The organism is Kovacikia sp. CALU 1929 (genome assembly GCF_056784235.1).
Window position 1 is genome coordinate 54,447 of the sequence record NZ_JBXBCF010000063.1, and the last position, 20,140, is coordinate 74,586.

Genomic DNA, 20,140 nt, shown 5'->3' on the forward strand with positions numbered 1-20,140 from the left:
AAGATGGTTATTGAGTCTGGATTTAATGTGCCTGATACGGTCAGTTTTGAGGAAGCGATCGCCCTTACCCAGTCCCTTTTAGAGAGCCTGGAACAGGGACAAGTCTCAGCCTCGATTCTGAAGCAAGCTGTGAGCAATCTGGTTGCCAGTGAAAACGGAGCGCGGGGATTTTTCGTCACTTACCTGAGTGATGAGCGCTCTTTCATAGACGAGTCCATTCCTACGGTAGGGGAGGGATTGAAATCTGCGCCTCCGGTCGTGTCACCGCTGCTGGTGAAAAATCTAGCCATGTCTACGGCGATGGGAATCACCCACCGGCGGAATCAGAAGGCAGAACTGGCGGAGGGGTCAGATCGGGTGCGATCGCGCACCGCCCGCTTAATTCAAGCGCTTCCCCTACCCCAATTACAGGAACAGGCAACCCAGCTTGTAGAAAGCATTGACACTGGCAGTGGTCACTACCAGAAATTTCTGGAGCGATGGGGCTATGATGACGAACAAAAACAGTCCATCCGCTCCGCTTTGGAACAGGTTGGGCTGGTTGAGGGCAGGTTAAACAAGGCTGAAGGCTGAAGGCTAAGGGATGTGCCCCAAAATAAAGTACCCGCTAGACAAGCTGCTCCACGATGGATTCCCGCCTGCGCGGGAATGACTACGAACGAAGGTCAACCAAGCAGTCAAGGCTCCACGATGGATTCCCGCCTGCGCGGGAATGACGTTGGGACTTTATTAATTTGCGAGTCCCTAAGGGCACCTGACCCCTCACTCCTCACCCTTCCCAGAACACTAACTCAGTTCCCTTGCCCACGGCATGGGTGATTGTGACTTGGCGGGTTTGTTGACTTTAGAAAATAGCTTACCTGCCTGCTTCAGATCCACATTGCCACCGCTGATGACAACTCCAATACGGGCATCAGGAACAGAGACAACGCCTTCCAGCAAAGCAGCGGCAGCCAGTGCCCCCGTCGGTTCTACCACAATCTTCAAGCGTTCCCAGAGAAACAACATGGTGCGCAAAATGGCAGTTTCAGACACCGTGACCATATCGTTGACATATTCCAGCACCAGGGGAAAGGTGTACTGACCTAAACAGGGGGTACGGGCACCATCCGCGATTGTATTTGGATTGTGAACGGTTTGCAGGGTGCGGCTGTGAAACGATCGCGTTGCATCATCCGCTCGTTTCGGTTCCACCCCAATCACCTGACAGGCAGGAGAAAGTGCCCTGGCTGAAATCGCACACCCAGACAGTAAGCCCCCACCGCCACAACAGACCAGCAGCACATCCAGTCCTCCCACTTCTTGAATCAACTCCCTGGCAACCGTTCCCTGTCCGGCAATAACCTGGGGATGGTCGTAGGGGGGAATCAGGGTCAGTCCTCGTTCCTCTGCCAGGGTTTGCCCCAACGTTTCTCTGTCCTGGAGTTGGCGATTGTAAACAATGACTTCTGCCCCATAGCCACGGGTTGCTGCCAGTTTGACGGCTGGAGCATCCTCTGGCATGACGATCGCGGTAGGAATGTGAAGTAACTGACCGGCAAGGGCGATCGCCTGGGCATGGTTCCCTGAGGAATAGGTCAGTACCCCTTGTTGCCGCTGTTCTGGAGACAGTTGTGATAACGCATTGAATGCCCCCCGAAATTTGAAGGATCCCGTGCGCTGAAAGTTTTCACACTTGAAAAATACCTGGCTCCGAGTGAGATGGTTCACGGTTGTAGAGGTGATCACTGGGGTGGGGTGCGCCTGCCCTTGCAACCGTTGTGCCGCAGCTTCTACAGCCTGGTAGGTGACCCAGGAACCTGCCTCATTCGCCCCCTCTGAAGTAGATTTAGACCCTTCTACCATGAGCTATGCAAATCCCCAGGAACGACCTTACAGCGATTTTCCATTACCCATCACCACAACCATGATTTCACCTCTTTGAAATGGCTGCAATTCGCTTAAGACTGGCTCAGCCTGTCCAAAAAATCTTCCTTGCGGAAATCCAAATTTTCAATTAATCGGAAGCTTCCATCTGCCTGCTCTACCAAGACACCTACTTCCACCAATTGGTTCAAGGCAGTCTGTAAAGACTGATTGCTCAATGGCAGGATCCCGCTCTTCTTTGCCTCCCGGACATACTTAAACAAAATAGAAAACCGCCCATACAAATAGTGATTGGGGTCGCCTTCCTGAAATGCCCTTTCAACCTGTTGAACTAAAATTTGCCAGTGGTCTCGCTCCATCTGACGAATCAACCGGGGGCTAAAGTCTGACTCTGCCAGGGGGTCTTCTTCAATCAGAAACACTTCCTTAAACCCTTCTACTGTCTGTATCTGGACCTTCCCGTCTTTCTCAACAGCGGCAATGAACTTGCTAAAACTGGCAAAGGCTGAGCCATCTGGTTTACGGATAGAAGCCACCCCCTGATAGCGGTATCGCAAACTGGCACGCATGAGCCGGTCAAGAATGGGAAAGCGGGTGCTTTTGCCTTGATCGCGAGCTTCGCCGATCGCCTCCATCAAACAGTCGATCGCATCCTGATAGCTGAGGGTGGATAGGGAACTGCCCTCAATTTTCGCTCCGATACGGGTACCAGCATCCTTCGATAACTGCTCCAGGGAGACAAAATCATCCGCACTCAGCATCAACTGTTCACTGACCACATCGGTTCGACCAATGATGATCACCTGTTTTTCCATTGCCTTGAGCGCGTGCACCAGAGGAATGAAATCCTTATCTGCTGTGACGACAATGAATTTTTGAATGTATGGGTGGCGATAAGCCGTATTCAAACAGTCAACCGTCAGCTTAATATCGACACTATTGGGCTTACCCATTGAGACATGAATTGGCTCAAACCCAAGGCTATACAGCGCTTTTACCACTACGTCACTTTCCCGTCGCCAGTTGGCATAAACCGTTTTGCGACAGGGATGTCCCAGGGATCGGGCATAGTCCATCAACGTTTCTGCCAGCGGGGCATTTAATCCCTGGGCAGAAATCTTGACGTTTTCATAGTCCCAAAAAATAGCAATCGGGTGATTTGGATTCTCTTCCGACGGTGCAAATGAACGGGGATATATACTGAGTGGACTCAGGCTGGAAATCTCCCGGTGGGCATGGCGCGATCGCACCCTACTGCCGGTTTTCCTGAAGCGGTTTGCATCAAGGCTAGTGGCTGCAACCCCACAGCCCAATGCCGTAAGCGAAATCAGGCTACTGGTCAGGCTCCGGTTCCAGTCACGCCAAGCGGCAAAACTCAGCCCCAGACTGACTCCCGCGACAACGAAACCTGCTAATATCCAGCGCTTATTCATTCCTCACTCTTTACTCTCAACCTCAACTCTCAACTCTCAACTCTCAACTCCCTCTCCTCCTCTTAAGCCACACAAATACCGTACCGGGGAAGCAACTCGTGGGTAATATAAAAGTGATGCGCCTGTAAAGCATCGTGGAAGAATTTCCAATCGCTGGTTAAAAAGCTTGGGTTATAGGGATATAGTTCATTCCGTTCAAAGTCGTCCCTGGTACCAAGAGCCTGATACTTCCAGGATCCCTTGCCATTGGGAATGTAGGCAATGTGAGCAGAACCAAAGCTAAACTTTCCAGCCGCGATCGCATCTATCCATTGGTGATGCCGGTTCGCTCCATTATGATCGACGATGGTTTGGAACATGGTTGCAATTAAGCTTTTATCGGGTTCGGGCAGTCCTGGCACAATGGCATCGGGTTCACCTAGGCGGTAGCGTTGCATTGCCTGACATAGGTGATCTGCCGCTTCTAAAAAATCTTTGGGATTATTTCTGCTAATCTTCTCCCCGCGTCCGTTGGTGTACCCCCAGCGCAAAAAGGGCTTATCGGGGTTGCTCAAAACTGCCCCATGCCCCAGGGGTAATGCCTCACCAATGAAAAATCCTTTTAGCCGATTAACCAGGGCGCGATCGGGCTGTCCATTACCATCCACTAAACTGCGAGCCTCATTCACCCGATGATTGACTCCAGCAAAACCCTGATGTGCCCAGGTATCCGCGTAAACATGCATTGTGATGCCCAATCGGTGCAGCCCATAAGCAGTTTGACGGCGACAGATGCACTCTCTCACCATTTCCTGGGCTACATGGCTATTGGGGCGACAGATCAATTTATCAATAAAGGTGCCTTCTGGCTCCTTGTCCACAGGTAGACCACCGTTTCCCGGCAGGAAGTGGAAAGGAATCCACACCTGGTAGTTTGCTAGTTCCCGGAAGTTACGATAGTCCAACATCTTGTGGGCAGAACTGATCCGGTCAAACATGGCTCCGTTATCAAACCGGATGGTACCCGCGTTAATCGCATCATCTACATACTGGGCAGAATAGGCGATCGTATTGGCTGCTAGATGATCAAACCCAGCTAAACGGGCACACACATAGGTCACGCCATGATGAAAATCAATTTGCATGATGAATCGGCAATCTGAATCCTGAAGAAATCGGTGAAGTTACACCCTATAACCAATGCCCGGATACTGATTCATACAGATAGCCCAGATCATCGTAGCCAGGGTTAACCTGATTCCAGGCAAAAGAGAAATATCAATACCTTAGAGGTTGATCTTCCTTCTTGCCCCGCTTTGACATTTTTTGTAAGACTTTACAATCGGTTTTAGGAGATTTCTATAAAAGGAAATACCAACATTGGGCTACCGGGTGGTAAAGCGCGATCGCCGCAAACGGGAAGTTAGGCAAGTTGTTTTACTATGGCTGGCAGAACTGGCAATATAAAACCTATGTTCTGGCAACTTTATTTAGTTGCTGGAATGATTATTCTAAAAAGCTATGCCAGGAACCGGACTTGAACCGGTGACACGAGGATTTTCAGTCCTCTGCTCTACCAACTGAGCTATCCCGGCAGGGATACTTATCTTCAAGCGCTTAACCAACTTAGCAAACCAGAGTCACACTTTGCAAGTAAAAACTGGACTGTGTTAGAGAAATTGAGCTGCAAAGAGCAAACCCTATTTACCCATTACCTGCTTTCAACTGCTACAAACAGGGAAGAACCCTTAATGAGTAGAGACTGATGGACTGGTGGGAAATTTCTGGGAACTGGGTTTTGATACCCCAGAGACCAACGGCAATTGTGCATTTTTTGGGTGGGGCATTTGTGGCAACGGCTCCACAGTTGACCTACCGGCGTTTGCTGGAGCGGTTGGCACTACAAGGGTATGTAATCGTTGCAACGCCCTTTGTGAATACCTTTGATCACGAAGTCATTGCCCAAACTGTACTGCAAAATTTTGACCGTACTCTAGCCAATCTCTATGCCACTCAGCTACGCAGGCGATCGCTGCCGATCTATGGCATTGGGCACAGCATGGGCTGCAAGCTTCATTTGCTGATTGGTAGTTTGTTTTCCGTCGAGCGGGCGGGAAATATTCTGATTTCCTTTAACAATTTTTCTGCTCGTAATGCTGTGCCACTGGTTGAGCAGTTTTCCCCGGTCTTCTCTGTCGAATTTACTCCTTCTCCGCTGGAAACTAACCGGATCATTGCCCAGAAATATCAGGTGCGCCGAAACTTGCTGGTCAAATTCACCAACGACACGATCGACCAAACGACTGCCCTGACCGATTTGCTTCAGACTCGGTTTCCGGGCATGGTGGTTGCTCAAAACCTTCCAGGTAATCATTTAACGCCCCTGGGACCGGATGCTAACTGGCAAGCAGGGAATATTTTCACCCCCTTTGATGCGATCGCCCAATGGATGCGTCAGGAAGTTTATCGAGAACTGCATCAATTAGAGGGGGCAATTCTACGCTGGATGAACCCACTAGCGTCCCTTTAAGCACCTGCGGCGAGTCACCCACAATTGCGGGTGGAGGGATGGAGGGGTGTTGGGATATATCCTGCGGCAAGGGCAAAGGAGGGGGCGAGGACAATAAAGATCCCCAAAGAAATAGAGTTAGGATGAGTTACATAGGAGTATTGAGGGCAGAGCGTGTGAAGCAGCCAATTACCTACCAGGCAATTTTGCAGGAAGCAAGAGACCAGGGAGTACAACAAGGTTTATTAACAGTCGTCCTCAATATGGTGAGGGCAGAGATGGATGTCTTACAGATAGCAAAACTAACTGGACTGACTGTGGAGCAAATCCAAAGCTTGACGATTAACGGAGAAACCCCACTCCCTCAAAAAGATCCACTGGTGAACTTTATTGGCGCAGTGTCTCATGGTTCACTGACTCAAGAACTTGATTTAGCGCTTTATGGCGATATGGATGAACTGGGTATAGAACAAGTTCTCACTGGAGATGCTCATTTCATCCAGGTTGGAATGGGTTTCCAAAGAGTGCTCTGATGATTTCCTAACCACTCTCTGCTTCCCCCTTCCTATATCTAAGAGAAAAGGCTGATAGAGCCAGTGCCCTATCAGCCTTTTGTAGTTAAGGAGCGTTTAGTTGATCTACGTCAGCCGAACCTTATTTGGACTCGGTGAAGTCAGCGTCAATCACATCATCGTCTCCGCCCGTAGAACCGGTGGAGCCACCATCACCCGGCGGTGGCGGTGGGGGTGCGCCTGCATCGCCACCACCCGCTTGCTGGTAGATGTTGCTGCCGATGGTGTAAAGGGACTGCTGAAGTTCCGTCATCTGGGACTTGATGCGGTCAAAGTCTTCCTGGGCGATCGCATCGCGCAGATCCTTAATTAGCCCTTCCACTTTGGTCTTGTCAGCCTCAGAAACCTTATCGCCGAGTTCACTCATCTGCTTTTCAGCCTGGTAAGATAGCGAGTCTGCCTGGTTCTTCAGGTCAATTTTCTCGCGTCTCTCCTTGTCAGCCGCGGCGTTCATTTCAGCTTCACGCACCATCCGTTCCACATCATCCTTTGGTAGAGTGGACGCACCCGTAATGCTGATGGACTGTTCTTTACCCGTGCCCTTATCCTTCGCGGTCACATTCAAAATGCCGTTTGCGTCAATATCGAAGGTGACTTCAATTTGCGGCACGCCACGGGGAGCCGGAGGAATACCATCCAGACGGAAGGTTCCCAAACTCTTGTTGTCATTTGCCATTTCCCGCTCACCTTGCAGGACATGGATTTCCACGTTGCTCTGCCCATCCACTGCCGTGGAGAAGACTTCCGACTTCTTGGTAGGAATAGTGGTGTTGCGAGGGATGATCTTCGTCATTACACTCCCCAGGGTTTCCACACCCAGAGACAGGGGAGTCACATCCAACAGCAGAATATCTTTCACTTCACCCGCCAGCACACCCGCCTGGATTGCAGCTCCCACCGCAACCACTTCATCGGGGTTCACCGTCTGGTTCGGATCTTTACCCAATACCCGTTTGACCAGTTCTTGCACAGCGGGGATCCGGGTTGAACCACCCACCAGCACCACTTCATCAATCCGGCTCTTGTCTAGCTTGGCATCCCGCAATGCATTTTCAGCCGGCACACGGCAGCGATCAATCAAGTCAGAACAGAGTTCTTCAAACTTTTGGCGGGTCAGCACCGTATCCAGATGCTTGGGCCCGTCTTGGGTCGCGGTGATAAAGGGCAGGTTGACCTCTGCCTGGGTGACACTGGAGAGTTCAATTTTGGCTTTTTCAGCCGCTTCTGTAAGCCGCTGAAGTGCTTGCTTGTCTTTCCGCAGTTCAATCCCTTCCGCCTTTCTGAACTCCTCAGCCAGGTAGTCCACAATCTTTTTGTCGAAGTCGTCACCACCCAGGTGAGTGTCGCCGGAGGTTGCCAGCACTTCAAACACGCCATCGCCCACTTCCAGGATGGATACGTCGAAGGTACCGCCCCCTAAGTCAAACACCAGAATGGTTTCGTTGCTCTTCTTGTCCAGACCGTAGGCGAGGGAAGCTGCCGTCGGCTCGTTGATAATCCGCAGCACTTCAACGCCTGCAATCTTACCAGCATCTTTGGTTGCTTGCCGCTGGGAGTCATTGAAGTAGGCGGGAACAGTAATCACCGCCTGGGTTACTTGCTCACCCAGATACTTACTGGCATCGTCAACCAGTTTGCGTAATACCTGAGCAGAAATTTCTTCAGGGGCAAACTGCTTGCCCACAGAAAGGCAGTCTAATTTGACGTTACCGTTGACATTCAAAACCTTGTAGGCAACTTCGGTCGCCTCATGGGTAATTTCGTCAAATCGGCGACCAATGAAACGCTTGACCGAGTAGAACGTGTTCTCCGGGTTCATCACTGCCTGTCGCTTGGCGATTTGACCAACCAGGCGATCGCCATTTTTTGCGAAGGCAACGACCGAGGGGGTGGTGCGAAAACCCTCAGCGTTGGCAATGACAGTGGGCTTGCCACCCTCCATCACCGCGACACACGAGTTAGTTGTACCTAAGTCGATTCCGACAACTTTTGCCATTTGTGCTTCGGCTCCATCACTACATAAAAAATTACGGGGGTGGCAACTAGCCAGTTCGTTTGAAACAGAAAGATTAAGAGAGCGTCAGGTTAGAACTCAGCGATCTGCCAGGTTCCCCTCCCGCTGCGAGTTACCCACAGTTCTCCTACTCTCTATAGTGCTTGTGGTTGGCTGATTTAATGAAGGCGTATTTACCGAACAAAGGGTGGGACGGTTGGGAGGGGAGGTAAGGAGTGAGGAGTGAGTTAGAGCCATTTACTTCTGAACTTTCAACTCTCAACTCCCCACTTTCAACTCTCAACTTTCAACTCTTAACTTCTTTCCGCCCACACGTCACCTGTTTCCACTTGCTCAGTCGATTCAGGAGTGTGACCATTCTGACCCGGTGTCAACACAGGCTCAGTGGTGTTGCCATTCAGGTTGATTTTTACCACTTTAGGGCGATCGGCTGCCAATTTCGGTAGGTTAAGCGTGAGAATTCCATCTTTGAATTCGGCTTTCACCTGATCGTTGCGCACTGCAACCGGCAGGGGAATCACCCGATGAAAGTGACCGTAGCGAAACTCGGAACGAACTACCCGATTTTCTTCGGTCTTTGTTTCAGATTTGTACTCGCCAGAGAGGGCGATCGCCTCACGGGTGACTTGAATATCCAGATCTTTGGCAGCAATACCCGGCAGTTCTGCCCGCAGTACCAGTTCGGTGTCAGCATTGATGAGTTCAATTGCAGGAGACCAGGGATTGCGGTTGCCGTAGTTGACCAATTTAGGGCGGGAAACCGGAGCCAGGTCATCAAACAATTGATCCATCTGATGGCGCAGGGTTTCCATTTCTTGCCAGGGTTGCCAACGAATCAATGCCATAGGGAAATGTCCTCCAAAAACTGTTGAAATGGATGAAAGATTGCTGAACTAAATGAGGTGAATAGGTGCTGCTGTTCAGTATTCAATCAGCATCAGAAAACTTAAGCTGAGTCATCAGTGAATCAGAAGTTGTTCATTGGAATCAGAACAGTTTCATATTGTTTTTCTGAATTTGTCCTGATGTTTCCAATTTAAAGAGGACAGGGGTTTATGGCATTGAGGTAAACCGTAAAGTAGGGGAGTAGTTCCCGATTATGGTTGGTTTAACGCTGCTCGAATGGCTTCAATTCGCTGACGATTCACCCCTAAGTCGGACTCGCCTAAACGGGAAGCCGACCGAACTTGAATGGCATTTGCATCTTCATCTAAGAAAAACTCAACGTCATCTACAAATCCCATCAAAGCGCTGGTGAATTCGGCATAGAGATAGTGGTCGGTTTCAGTCATGATTTGGGCGGCAGGTAGCGCTTGAATGATTGTTTTCAATTGGCTAAATGCCGTTTCCGGTGAATTGCTGTAGCGCAGAGGGGCAACCTCATGGGTTGCATCCGGAGTGAGGCTGCTGACACAGTTCGGTGTAGAAGGACAGGGTGCCAATTTTCCATCCTGAATTCCCAGATTGGTGGGACGAGTTCCTGAAAAGTGGAGCAGCGAAGCCATCATGGGAGTCGGCAAGGGCAGGGCGATCGCAACCGACGGAATGCTGAAACTAAAGAATATCCACAGCAGCCCCCCACATACCGCAGAGGTAGCCAACCTTTTCAGGTATGAAACAATCGCATTCAATTTTAGAGTCGTCATGGAAGTAGTCATCATTGCTGTCAAAGAATGGGAGTTAAATGTCCACAGCTAAATCTTGACAGATCACTCAGCAGGCGAACACCCATCGCCCCATCTCTCCATCGCCCCATCCCCGCCACTAACGCAAAACTTCTGCCCTAAAGCACTAGGGAGCAAGCCGTTCAATGACCCACTGAGACCCTTCCAGTCGATAGCAGAGGCGATCGTGCAGGCGGTTGGGTCGTCCCTGCCAGAACTCAATCAGGTGAGGAACTACACGGTAGCCACCCCAGTGGGGGGGACGGGGGATTTCCTGATTCTCATATTTCTGCTTCAGGGCTTGGAAGCGTTGTTCCAGGACCTCACGATCAGGAATCACCTGGCTCTGGTCAGAAGCCCAGGCACCCAACTGACTTTCTAAAGGACGGCTATGGAAATATTCGTTAGCTTCTTCATCAGACACTTTTTCAATGGCTCCTTCAATACGCACCTGACGTTCTAACAGCTTCCACAGAAACACCAGAGCTGCCTGAGGGTTTCTAGCCAGTTCGTGACCTTTACGGCTTTCATAGTTGGTGTAGAACACAAACCCACGCGGATCAACGCCCTTGAGCAACACAATTCGCGCCGAAGGAATTCCATCCCTACTGGCAGTCGCCAGGGTCATGGCATTGGGTTCTGGTAATTGGGCACTCACCGCTTGTTCAAACCAGGTTTGAAATTGCTGGATGGGATCGGGATCGACCTCTGACTCATTCAATTGCTGACGGGTGTAGTTAAGGCGCAGCTCGGCGATCGCAATACTCATAGGGCAGGGGTGAAGGGAGTTGTTGGTTGTTGGTTGTTGGTTGTTAGAGAGGGGGGAGGGGGAGGGGTGGGAGCGGGTTTTGCGTTTTCTAATTTGCCCTACCCCCGATTGCTAAAGCTTCAACCCAAATTTTCAAACAATATGCGCCCTTTGGGTGGGGTTAGGCAATAATTGGCGAGTCTCCTATGCTTCAGGAGCGAATCCCCTAGAGACGTTGTATCAATTTGCTCCTAACCTCCTATGAACAACAGCCCATCAAGAGCGGATACAGCTTGTAAGCCGGTGCGAGCACCGATGAATCGCACCCTGGAGTTGACCGAGGGTGATCGCACCAGACTGTCTCCCCACCTGCTCAAATATCCCCCTGCCAAGGGTTTTACTGAACCACCCCAGGGAACCATACATGGCGATTGCCTCCAGTGGGCAAACCATCTTCCTCAAGGCTTTGTAGATCTGCTGCTACTGGACCCACCCTACAACCTGAATAAAACATTTAACAGTCAAAAATTCACCCGGCAGACCGTAGAGCAATACACCCAGTGGCTTGATCAGGTGGCTACGGCTCTGATCCCATTGCTGAAACCCTCCGCCTCCATTTACATTTGCGGCGACTGGTTTTCATCCCCCTCCATCTTTGCCGTTGCTTCCACTCACTTCATCGTCCGCAACCGGATTACCTGGGAACGGGAGAAAGGGCGCGGCTCTCGCTCCAATTGGAAAAATGCCAGTGAAGACATTTGGTTCTGCACCCACTCTAACGACTACACGTTTAACGTCGATGCCGTCAAACTACGCCGTAAAGTGGTTGCGCCCTATCGCCTGTCCGATGGCACTCCCAAAGATTGGCAGCAAACCTGCCAGGGCAATTTTAGAGATACCCATCCTTCTAACCTTTGGACTGATATCACCATTCCTTTCTGGTCAATGGCAGAAAACACCCACCACCCAACCCAAAAGAGCGAAAAACTGATTGCCAAACTCATTCTTGCCAGCACGAATATGGGAGACACCGTATTCGATCCGTTTATGGGGAGTGGCACCTCTTCAGTTGTGGCTAAAAAACTGGGCAGACGCTATTTGGGTATTGAACTGGATGAGGACTATTGCCTGATGGCTGAGAAGCGGTTAGAACTGGCAGAAGATGACCCGACAATTCAGGGGTATACCAATGGAATTTTTTGGGAACGCAACACCTTAGCCGCACAGACTGGGAAACAGCCCCAGGTACTCATACCGCCTGAATCCATTCCTTGACTTCGTATTCGGTCCAGATTCCATTTTGCCAGTAAGGGTCAGCTTCAATCCTTTGCCGGACAGTTGCTTCATCGGCTGCTTCGTAGATCCCAAAGCATTTGGTCAGGTCTTTCGTAGGTCCGATAGTGAGCAAAATGCCATCTTCTTTCTGTTTTGCAAGACCATCTAGATGCGCCTGACGATAGGGGGCACGCTTTTCCAGCACACCCTCGCAATAGTTACTCCACATAATGAACTTTGGCATAATTTAATTCAATCTTAGAGTGTTCAATGGGCTGATGCCAGGGGACATGGCTATCAAATCTTTAGGCAGGTCTGGTAAAGCCTCAGGCGACTTCTGCATCGCTGAGTGTTTTGCCCTGCAACGCCAGCACCGAACAGGGCGCGTGGTGCAGAACGTAGTTGCTAACGCTGCCGAGAATCAATTCGCTTAACCCAGAGTGTCCCCGCCGACCCAGCACAATCAGGTCAGCCTCCCATGCCTGGGCAAGCTTGCAAATGACCCGACCGGGATCCCCCACATTCTGACTGAACTCCGTCGCAATACCTGCGGCGAGCGCTTTCCCATTCAACTGACGCAGCATTTCCAGCCCCTTCTGCTCAAAGTCCTGCCATTGCCGAGCATAGAGCCGAATCGATTCATCATTCCCTGGATACACACTATCCGGTCCCGGATAAATGGGCATTGGATAGCCCTCCTCCATCGGTGAGAGAACATGCAGTAGCATTAACGCCGCATCTGTTGTTTTTGCCAGAGAAAAAGCTTCTTCAAACACCTGCTCACTCAAGGGAGACCGATCCAGGGCAACCAGTATTTTTTGAAACATAGATTCAATCCTCCAGATAGAAAGGGGGATGGGGGGAGTTTAGAGTTTAGAGTTTAGGTGTTTGGTGGTCAGTAGTCAGTGATGCTCAGTCATCGGTCATTGGTCATTGGTATTTGACAAAGGACGAATGACCAATGACCCATTCATTACCGATTACCGCCCTTAACTTTTAACTCCCAACTTTCAACTTCTAACGCCTTCTCCCATTACTCTACACCTCACCCGAATTTAGAACTTCTCGGCTTCAGCAATCTCAAGCATTGTTTTCAACACAGAGTCGGGATTGAGGCTGATGGAGTGGATGCCTTGTTCGACCAGGAAGCGGGCAAATTCAGGGTAATCGCTGGGAGCTTGACCGCAGATGCCGATCTTCCGACCTTTGACTTTGGCAGTGCGAATTACATCGCCGATCATGCGCTTAACGGCACGGTTACGCTCGTCGAACAGGTGTGCCACCAGGGCAGAGTCGCGGTCTAAGCCGAGGGTGAGTTGGGTCAGGTCATTGGAACCGATGGAGAAACCATCGAACACCTCAGCGAATTCATCCGCCAGCATGACGTTGCTGGGAATTTCGCACATGACGTAAACCTGTAAGCCGTTCTCCTCCCGCTGGAGTCCATATTTTTCCATTTCTGCCAAAACTCGCCTGCCTTCATCAGGAGTGCGACAGAATGGAATCATCAGGATAACGTTGGTCAAACCCATCTCATCCCGGACTCGCTTCATTGCTTTGCATTCCAGGGCAAAACCTTGACGGTACTTTTCGTCATAGTAACGGGATGCTCCCCGCCAGCCAATCATCGGGTTTTCTTCGTGGGGTTCAAATTCTCTACCACCCAGCAGGTTAGCGTATTCGTTACTCTTAAAGTCCGACATGCGGACGATTACAGGTTTGGGATAGAATGCCGCCGCGATCGCCCCAACTCCCTGAGCCAGCTTATCGACAAAGAATTCGGGCTTGTCATCGTATAGCCTGGTCAGTTCCGCAATCTTGTATTTCGCCAGTTCATCCTTCAGGTCTTTGTAGTGAACCAGTGCCAGGGGGTGTACCTGAATCTGGTTGGCGATGATGAACTCCAACCGAGCCAGCCCCACGCCATCATTGGGAATGGCAGCCAGACTGAAGGCTTCCTCTGGGTTACCGACGTTCATTAAGATGTGGGTGCGAGTGCGGGGCAGATTACCCAATACCACTTCCTTCACCTCAAAGGGCAGCAACCCTTCATAGACCTTACCATCATCCCCTTCGCAGCAGGAGATGGTGATGTTTTGTCCGGTTTGCAGAAGTTCGGTCGCATTCTCACAACCGACGATCGCCGGAATTCCCATCTCACGGGCAATGATTGCGGCATGGCAGGTGCGTCCACCCTGGTTGGTGACAATGGCGCTTGCCCTTTTCATGATCGGTTCCCAGTCAGGATCCGTGCGGTTGGTGACCAGCACCTCACCAGGTTTGAACTGATCAATTCGGTGAACGTCCAGAATCACACGGGCAGATCCCTGACCGACCATTTCACCCACGGCACGACCCGTCACCAGAACTTTGCCCTTTTCAGTCATGCTGTAGGACTTGAGCAGATTACCGGACTTTTGCGACTGCACCGTTTCTGGACGCGCCTGGACAATAAACAGTTGCCCGGTCAAACCATCCTTTGCCCATTCAATATCCATCGGGGTGTAGGCACCCCGTACCTGGGTGTAATGGTCTTCGATGATGCACGCCCACCTTGCCAGTTGCAACACTTCATCATCGGTGATGGCAAACTGTTCGCGATCGCTTTGGGGAACAGGTATATTCTTCGTCAGCTTAGAACCGCCCACGTCATAGATCATCTTGATCTCTTTCGTGCCCAACCGCTTCTTGACAATCGGACGAAATCCCTTCTTCAAGGTCGGTTTGAAGACAAAGTACTCATCGGGATTGACCGCTCCCTGCACGACGTTTTCGCCCAAGCCATAGGCAGACGTGACAAATGCCGCATCCTTAAACCCCGTTTCCGTATCAATTGAAAACATCACCCCCGAAGCTGCCAGGTCAGACCGCACCATTTTCTGCACCCCCACCGACAGAGCGACATTGAAGTGGTCGAAGCCCTTAATCGTGCGGTAGGAGATTGCCCGGTCGGTGAAAATGGACGCAAAGCAACGATGGCAGGCATCCAGCACCCCTGTGAGACCATGTACATTCAGGTAGGTTTCCTGCTGTCCAGCAAAGCTGGCATCGGGCAGATCTTCTGCTGTAGCACTGGAACGAACGGCAACATCCGTGCCCTGTCCGTATTGTTCACAAAGCTTTTGATAAGCGGCTGCGATCGCCACCTGCAAGTCCTGTGGAAAAGGAGTTTGCAACATCAGCATTCGGGCTTGCTTACCCACTTGCCGCAGGCTGTTGACATCCTCTACATCCAGATCCGCAAACAAGAGCCGGAGTCTGTCCTCTAGTCCTGCTGATTCAATAAAATAACGATAAGCATAGGCAGTTGTGGCAAAACCATTCGGCACACTCACCCCTTTGCCCGATAGCTGCTGAATCATTTCACCCAGCGAGGCATTCTTGCCGCCGACAAGGGAAATGTCTTGAATACCAACTTGTTCAAACTCCAGAATCAGCACCTGTTCCCTGGAGACACTCAAACTTTCTGCTTGAGGGTTGATAGGAGTGTTAACCATAACCTTTTCCTCTTAGTCCGGCTGAACCCCAGCGCCTGAAGCGCCCTCTCTGAAGTTCAGTAGCTATAGCAGGTGGCAGAGAAAGAAACGGGGAGCTATCTAGAGTTGTGTGTCTACGATTTGTTCTACCCCTATAGTTACTGCGATGTATGCTGCTGAACCCCACAACTCACTTGTAGGAAAAAAATTTGAGGAAGTTGTGAGGAAATGACAGGGTTAGGGGTTGGAGGAGGTAAAAGAGGAAAGGGGGAAGGGGAGTGAAGGGGAAAGAGGATGGATGAGTTGAGGGGGAGCAGAGAAGAGTGAGAGTGACAAATTAAAAGTTTTAGACTGCTGACCACTGACCCTTGACTAAGGACCACTGACCACTGACCACTGACTACTAATAGCCCCCGCCACCTATCACCTACACCTACCACCTATCACCCGCCCTCCATGAGAATCCTGGTTGTTGAAGACGATGAACTGACCGTACAGGCGCTAATGACTGTCTTGACCCAGCAAAATTATGCTGTGGATGTGGCTACCGATGGCGAGGCAGGCTGGGCGCTGGCAAATTCCTTTGACTTTGACTTGATTTTGATGGATGTAGTGCTGCCCAAACTAGATGGCTTGGAGCTTTGCCGTCGATTGCGATCGCACCACTATCAAACTCCCATTCTGCTTCTCACAGGACGAGATAGTGGGCACGATAAAGCCATTGGGTTAGATGCGGGGGCGGATGACTATGTGGTCAAACCGTTTGATTCAGAAGAACTGGTCGCCCGGATCCGGGCACTGCTGCGTCGGAGTACGATCACCGCTCAACCCCTGCTGGAATGGGGAAATTTGCATCTTGATCCCAGTACCTGTCAGGCAACCTATGCCGAAAAACTTTTGCCCCTGACCCCCAAAGAATACGCCCTACTGGAACTATTCATGCGGAACGGTCGCCGAGTGTTTAGCTGCGGTGCCATTCTTGAGCATATCTGGGCATTTGAGGACATCCCTGGGGAGGAAGCGGTCAGAACTCACATTAAAGGGTTACGGCACAAGTTGAAAGCCGTCGGAGCATCGGCAGATTTGATTGAAACGGTGTATGGCATTGGGTATCGGATGAAGCCCCTGGCAGGGGATAGGGAACAGAAGCCAGCAGCCGAAATGCCAAGATCCAGAAGTCGGCGGAACAAACCATCTAAACTCAACGATCCCCAATCTGAACAGCCTGCGACTTCTGGAATGCCAGCCCAGCAACAAACCCTGGACGCGATCGCCCGCGTCTGGGAACGCCTGAAACCAAAGACCCTGGAGCAAATTAATCTTTTGCAGCAGGCAAGTCATGCGCTGGCAACCCAATCATTGGAAGATGCTCTGCATCAGCAAGCACAGCGGGAGGCTCATTCCCTGGCAGGTTCCCTGGGTACCTTTGGCTTTGCCCAGGGGTCTAAGCTGGCGCGGGATCTAGAAACCTTGCTGAAGCAGAAAGCGCTGGATGCCTCCGAGGTAAACCGTTTGCGATCCTTAGTAGACGAACTCCGGCAAGCCATTGATCCGCCAGCCTCCGTCTCTGCTGCAACTTCTCCAACAGCATCCATGTCAGAGCCTTCCTTCTGCGCTACCGTCCCAATTCCGTTCAACCATGCGCCTATTGCCGCCAGGGTGCTGGCAGTGGATGATGATCCCAAAATTCTGGCAGTTTTGCATGAATTACTGGAACCCTGGGGGGTTAGCCTCACAACCCTGGAAGACCCCCGCCAGTTTTGGCACGTTCTCTCTGAAACCCAGCCAGATTTGCTTATCCTGGATTTGCAAATGCCTTACCACGATGGCGTTGATTTATGTCAGGCAATTCGGGAAAGCGATCGCTGGAGTAGCTTGCCCATCATGATTCTGACTGCCCACAATAATGCAGCCACAGTCGATCAGGTCTTCTCTTCTGGTGCCGATGACTTTGTCAGCAAACCCATTATGGGTGCAGAACTGGTTACCCGGATTGTGAATCGCCTGGAGCGGGTCAGGTTGCTGCGTCGGTTGAGTGAGAAATCGGAGACAGGGGATAGGGGACAGGAGTCAGGGAAATCATTGCACGAAAAATCCGCTTCCCCTGCCTCGTCGGCTCAGGAAGAACGTTTCTTCAACCTCTCCCTAGATATGTTCTGCATTGCTGGTTTGGATGGCTACTTCAAAAGAGTCAATCCTGCATTTGAACAGGCTTTGGGCTACAGCCGCGAGGAACTGCTGGCTCTACCATTTTCTGACTTCGTTCATCCAGATGACCAGGCAAAAACCTTGACTGAGATGGAACGGCTATACCGTGGACTGCCGACGATCGATTTTGAAAACCGTTACCGCTGTAAGGATGGTTCTTATAAGTGTCTGGCATGGCGCTCAATGCCAGCCTTGGAAGAAGGGTTGGTGTATGCAATCGCCCACGATGTTACCCAACGCAAGCAAAATGAGGCCGCCTGGCGCAAAACCCGTGACGAAATTGAACTGCGGGTTGCAGAACGCACGGCTGAACTGGTCAGCCTCACCCATCGGCTTCAGAAAGAGTTGGACACTGCCAAACGCTTGGAAGAAGATCGCGATCGCGTCGAAGCCGATTTACGGGTATCCCAGGCACGCTTTGCTGGAATTTTGGAAATCGCAGACGATGCCATCATTTCGATTGACATGCGCCAACGCATCACCCTTTATAACCAGGGAGCCGAAAAAATCTTTGGCTACAGTGCTGAGGAAATTATGGGAAAATCCCTTGATGTCCTTCTGCCATTGGGTGCCATACAGGCTCACCGTCAGTACGTCAGCGAGTTTGGCAGTGGAGTTGCCCAGGCTCGTCGGATGGGAGAACGCCGCCCCATCTTTGGACGCCGCAAGGATGGCAGCGAGTTTCCAGCGGAAGCCTCCATCTCTTGCCTGGATCGGGGCGACGAAAGGGTGTTCACCGTCATCCTGCGCGACATTACCGAACGTCAAAAAGTAGACCGAATGAAAGACGAATTCATCTCTGTTGTCAGCCATGAACTTCGGACACCGCTTACCTCCATCCAGGGTTCCCTGGGAATGCTTGCCAGTGGGCTATTAGCCGCTGACTCAGAACGCGGTAAGCGCCTGCTAAAAATTGCTGTAGACAGCACCGATCGCCTGGTTCGCCTGATTAACGATATTCTTGACATCGAGCGAATTGAATCGGGCAAAGTGCAAATGCAGATGCAAGCCTGTGACATCAGCAAAGTAATCAACCGTTCGGTGGATGAAGTACAGAGCATTGCTGATAAAGCTCAAATTAGCCTGTCTGTCTCTAATCTCGCTATTGAAGTGATAGCAGATGGCGATCGCATCATCCAGACCCTGACCAATCTCCTCAGCAACGCCATCAAATTTTCCAATTCAGGCAGTACAGTCTGGTTGAGCGTCGAGATAGTAGATAAAACGCCAGAAGAACTTACCACTCAAAACTCTCAAGTCTCAACTCAAAATTCTCAACTCTCAACTCTCAACTCTCAACTCTCAACTCCCTCCTGCCCTGCCCCCCTTCTCCTCTTCACGATTAAAGACCAGGGACGTGGCATTCCTTTAGACAAACTCGAAGCCATTTTTGAGCGGTTTCAACAAGTCGATGCTTCCGACTCTCGCCACCACGACGGCACGGGATTAGGTTTAACCATCTGTCGGAGCATTGTCCAACAGCACGGCGGACATATCTGGGTAGAGAGTGTATTAGGCGAAGGCAGCACGTTCTATTTCACCCTGCCGATTCAGAAGGAGAGGAGTGAGGAGTGAGGAGTGAGGGGTGGGGACCGAGGTGGGGTTGTTAGTTGCTAGTTGTTAGGCGATTGAAGAATTTCTCCCCCCTGCCTGCCTTCTCCCTTTCTCCCTCTGACCCTTGCGCCCTTCTAACAACCAACACCCCCCGCCCCATGCTCTTCGGGAAAGCAGAACCTTCATCCCTCATCCTTCCTCTTCCATCCTTCCCCTCCCCCATGTCCAAACACATCCTGATCATTGACAACGAACCCCACATTCAAGAAGTCACTCAAATCTGCCTGGAAACGGTAGCTAACTGGAAGGTGATTACTGCCAGTTCTGGGCAGGAGGGTTTGCTGAAGGCTGAAACAGAACAACCAGATGCCATCCTATTGGATGTCATGATGCCTGATATGGATGGACCAAGTACCTTTCAGAAGCTCCAGAAAAACTCTGCCACTAAAAACATTCCAGTTCTTTTTCTAACTGCCAAAGTCCAATCCTCTGATCGTCGCCGTTATGCCGAAATGGGAGTTTATGGCGTAATTGCGAAACCCTTCGATCCGCTACGACTGGCAGAACAGATCGCGCAAATATTGGGATGGGAGATCTTTTATCTTGTAACTCCTTAGGCAGCAGGAACAGCTATGACATTAAGACCACGAGATCGCAGCAATTTAGCGACTAATGCTGACATATTCTCATCAGTGTACAGAGTTGGTAAGAGCGTCACGATGCTCCCCATACAGCCTTTACAGATGGGTGTACCAATTACCTAGCCGCCACAAACCAACAATGGCGCGGACAAATGTTCGATTCCCTACAACGATTGGCTCTCTCCCTAAAATTTCAGGATT

The 20,140-nt window shown here is 50.9% G+C and carries 17 protein-coding genes and 1 tRNA gene; 6 read left to right on the forward strand and 12 right to left on the reverse strand.

Annotated features, from left to right (window positions below; translation table 11 throughout):
• Window positions 1-3 precede the first annotated feature (3 nt).
• Complete coding sequence (locus AC1S52_RS10825) at window positions 4-573, forward strand: hypothetical protein (RefSeq protein WP_482029013.1); 570 nt, start codon at window positions 4-6, stop codon at window positions 571-573.
• A 213-nt stretch (window positions 574-786) separates the two neighbouring features.
• Here AC1S52_RS10825 and AC1S52_RS10830 read toward each other — a convergent pair whose 3' ends face one another.
• From AC1S52_RS10830 to AC1S52_RS10845, 4 genes are all read right to left on the reverse strand, one after another.
• Window positions 787-1,845: a threo-3-hydroxy-L-aspartate ammonia-lyase gene (locus AC1S52_RS10830; protein ID WP_482029014.1), complete on the reverse strand. Its 1,059-nt coding sequence runs from the start codon at window positions 1,843-1,845 to the stop codon at window positions 787-789.
• Between the two features lie 95 nt (window positions 1,846-1,940).
• Window positions 1,941-3,299 (reverse strand): NYN domain-containing protein, encoded by a 1,359-nt coding sequence (locus tag AC1S52_RS10835; RefSeq protein ID WP_482029015.1) that lies wholly within the window; start codon window positions 3,297-3,299, stop codon window positions 1,941-1,943.
• 62 nt (window positions 3,300-3,361) lie between these two features.
• A complete protein-coding gene (locus AC1S52_RS10840) occupies window positions 3,362-4,423 on the reverse strand; it encodes a DUF6765 family protein (RefSeq protein WP_482029016.1) in 1,062 nt (353 codons plus the stop codon).
• A gap of 377 nt (window positions 4,424-4,800) precedes the next feature.
• Window positions 4,801-4,873: transfer RNA gene (locus tag AC1S52_RS10845), tRNA-Phe, on the reverse strand.
• A 170-nt stretch (window positions 4,874-5,043) separates the two neighbouring features.
• Between AC1S52_RS10845 and AC1S52_RS10850 the strand changes: the two genes are divergently transcribed.
• Together AC1S52_RS10850 and AC1S52_RS10855 are read left to right on the forward strand one after the other, a co-directional pair.
• Window positions 5,044-5,808: a DUF1350 family protein gene (locus AC1S52_RS10850; protein ID WP_482029017.1), complete on the forward strand. Its 765-nt coding sequence runs from the start codon at window positions 5,044-5,046 to the stop codon at window positions 5,806-5,808.
• A gap of 122 nt (window positions 5,809-5,930) precedes the next feature.
• On the forward strand, window positions 5,931-6,320 hold the full coding sequence (locus AC1S52_RS10855; protein ID WP_482029018.1) for a hypothetical protein: 390 nt from the start codon (window positions 5,931-5,933) through the stop codon (window positions 6,318-6,320).
• 121 nt (window positions 6,321-6,441) lie between these two features.
• Here the strand turns inward: AC1S52_RS10855 and dnaK are convergent, their stop codons facing one another.
• The 4 genes from dnaK to pdxH all read right to left on the reverse strand — a co-directional run bounded on the left by dnaK (window position 6,442) and on the right by pdxH (window position 10,806).
• Window positions 6,442-8,355 carry a molecular chaperone DnaK gene (dnaK, locus tag AC1S52_RS10860; RefSeq protein ID WP_482029019.1) on the reverse strand — a complete coding sequence of 638 codons (1,914 nt, stop codon included), beginning with the start codon at window positions 8,353-8,355 and terminating at the stop codon, window positions 6,442-6,444.
• Window positions 8,356-8,666: 311 nt separating this feature from the next.
• Window positions 8,667-9,218 (reverse strand): Hsp20/alpha crystallin family protein, encoded by a 552-nt coding sequence (locus AC1S52_RS10865; protein ID WP_482029020.1) that lies wholly within the window; start codon window positions 9,216-9,218, stop codon window positions 8,667-8,669.
• Between the two features lie 252 nt (window positions 9,219-9,470).
• Entirely contained in the window at window positions 9,471-10,034 is a 564-nt protein-coding gene (locus AC1S52_RS10870) for a DUF1499 domain-containing protein (RefSeq protein ID WP_482029021.1), read from the reverse strand.
• 130 nt (window positions 10,035-10,164) lie between these two features.
• Window positions 10,165-10,806: a pyridoxamine 5'-phosphate oxidase gene (gene pdxH, locus AC1S52_RS10875; protein WP_482029022.1), complete on the reverse strand. Its 642-nt coding sequence runs from the start codon at window positions 10,804-10,806 to the stop codon at window positions 10,165-10,167.
• Between the two features lie 240 nt (window positions 10,807-11,046).
• Here pdxH and AC1S52_RS10880 point away from each other — a divergent pair, with 240 nt between their 5' ends.
• Window positions 11,047-12,060: a DNA-methyltransferase gene (locus tag AC1S52_RS10880; RefSeq protein ID WP_482029023.1), complete on the forward strand. Its 1,014-nt coding sequence runs from the start codon at window positions 11,047-11,049 to the stop codon at window positions 12,058-12,060.
• On the opposite strand, the gene AC1S52_RS10885 is transcribed toward AC1S52_RS10880, so the two are convergent.
• The 3 genes from AC1S52_RS10885 to ppsA all read right to left on the reverse strand — a co-directional run bounded on the left by AC1S52_RS10885 (window position 12,035) and on the right by ppsA (window position 15,557).
• The gene (locus AC1S52_RS10885) at window positions 12,035-12,304 is read right to left on the reverse strand and encodes a YciI family protein (RefSeq protein ID WP_482029024.1); all 270 of its coding nucleotides are present in this window, start codon (window positions 12,302-12,304) and stop codon (window positions 12,035-12,037) included. The genes AC1S52_RS10880 and AC1S52_RS10885 overlap by 26 nt on opposite strands.
• Window positions 12,305-12,386: 82 nt before the next feature.
• The gene (locus tag AC1S52_RS10890) at window positions 12,387-12,887 is read right to left on the reverse strand and encodes a universal stress protein (protein WP_482029025.1); all 501 of its coding nucleotides are present in this window, start codon (window positions 12,885-12,887) and stop codon (window positions 12,387-12,389) included.
• A 228-nt stretch (window positions 12,888-13,115) separates the two neighbouring features.
• Window positions 13,116-15,557 (reverse strand): phosphoenolpyruvate synthase, encoded by a 2,442-nt coding sequence (ppsA, locus tag AC1S52_RS10895; protein ID WP_482029026.1) that lies wholly within the window; start codon window positions 15,555-15,557, stop codon window positions 13,116-13,118.
• Window positions 15,558-15,992: 435 nt separating this feature from the next.
• Here ppsA and AC1S52_RS10900 point away from each other — a divergent pair, with 435 nt between their 5' ends.
• Window positions 15,993-19,319 (forward strand): response regulator, encoded by a 3,327-nt coding sequence (locus AC1S52_RS10900; RefSeq protein ID WP_482029027.1) that lies wholly within the window; start codon window positions 15,993-15,995, stop codon window positions 19,317-19,319.
• Window positions 19,320-19,519: 200 nt separating this feature from the next.
• Window positions 19,520-19,915, forward strand: coding sequence for a response regulator (locus AC1S52_RS10905; RefSeq protein ID WP_482029028.1), 396 nt, complete (start codon window positions 19,520-19,522; stop codon window positions 19,913-19,915).
• 120 nt (window positions 19,916-20,035) lie between these two features.
• Here AC1S52_RS10905 and AC1S52_RS10910 read toward each other — a convergent pair whose 3' ends face one another.
• A complete protein-coding gene (locus AC1S52_RS10910; protein WP_482029074.1) occupies window positions 20,036-20,131 on the reverse strand; it encodes a hypothetical protein in 96 nt (31 codons plus the stop codon).
• Window positions 20,132-20,140 lie beyond the last annotated feature (9 nt).